We start from the raw sequence: 582 nt of genomic DNA, 5'->3' as shown, positions 1-582 counted from the left end.
GACCTGGACCCGGGCAGGATGGCGATGGTCGGGATGGACCCGGCCGGGGACGCGACCGGCGCGGAGGTCGCGGAGTTCGACGACTTCTACACGCGGACGCACCTGCCGGAGGTCGTCTCCGGCTTGGGCTACGACAGGGGGACCCGCTTCCGGCTCTGGCACGAGTTCTCCCATCCGGCACCGGGCTGCCCCCGCTACAACGCGGTCTACGAGGCGGAGGAGGCGCGGCCTGCGGGACCGCCGGCCGGTGCGGCCCTCACGCCGGGGCCGCGGGCGTGGGAGGAGCGCCGGGTCCGGTGGCGGGCCAAGTACCGGCGGGCTTTCTAGACACCGAACAGGAGTGATGGACGCGTGCCTTCCGGGACGTCGGCGACGATCAGCGTCGGCCGTACGCATGTAACGCAGGTCAGCGACGGGGTGGCCGAGGGCCCCCGCCGGTACTGGTTCAACGGCGTCGAGCCGTCGGAGTGGATGCCCGCCGTGGGCGTCACCGACCCGGACGCGCCGTTCACCGTGGGCTCCGGGGGCTTCGTCGTGACCGGCGACGGCCACGTCACCCTCGTCGACACGGGATGGGGCCAC

General features: G+C 73.4%; 2 protein-coding genes. Both read left to right on the top strand.

Going from position 1 to position 582, the window contains the following annotated elements; genetic code table 11:
• The coding region (locus E1298_RS47490) for a hypothetical protein (protein WP_207945310.1) at positions 1-327 on the top strand (327 nt) is incomplete at its 5' end.
• Between the two features lie 24 nt (positions 328-351).
• On the top strand, positions 352-582 hold a 231-nt coding region (locus tag E1298_RS47485; protein WP_207945309.1), incomplete at its 3' end, for an MBL fold metallo-hydrolase.

This window comes from Actinomadura rubrisoli (assembly GCF_004349215.1).
GTDB classification, from domain to species: Bacteria; Actinomycetota; Actinomycetes; order Streptosporangiales; family Streptosporangiaceae; genus Spirillospora; species Spirillospora rubrisoli.
This window is presented reverse-complemented; position numbering and strand designations above follow the sequence as displayed.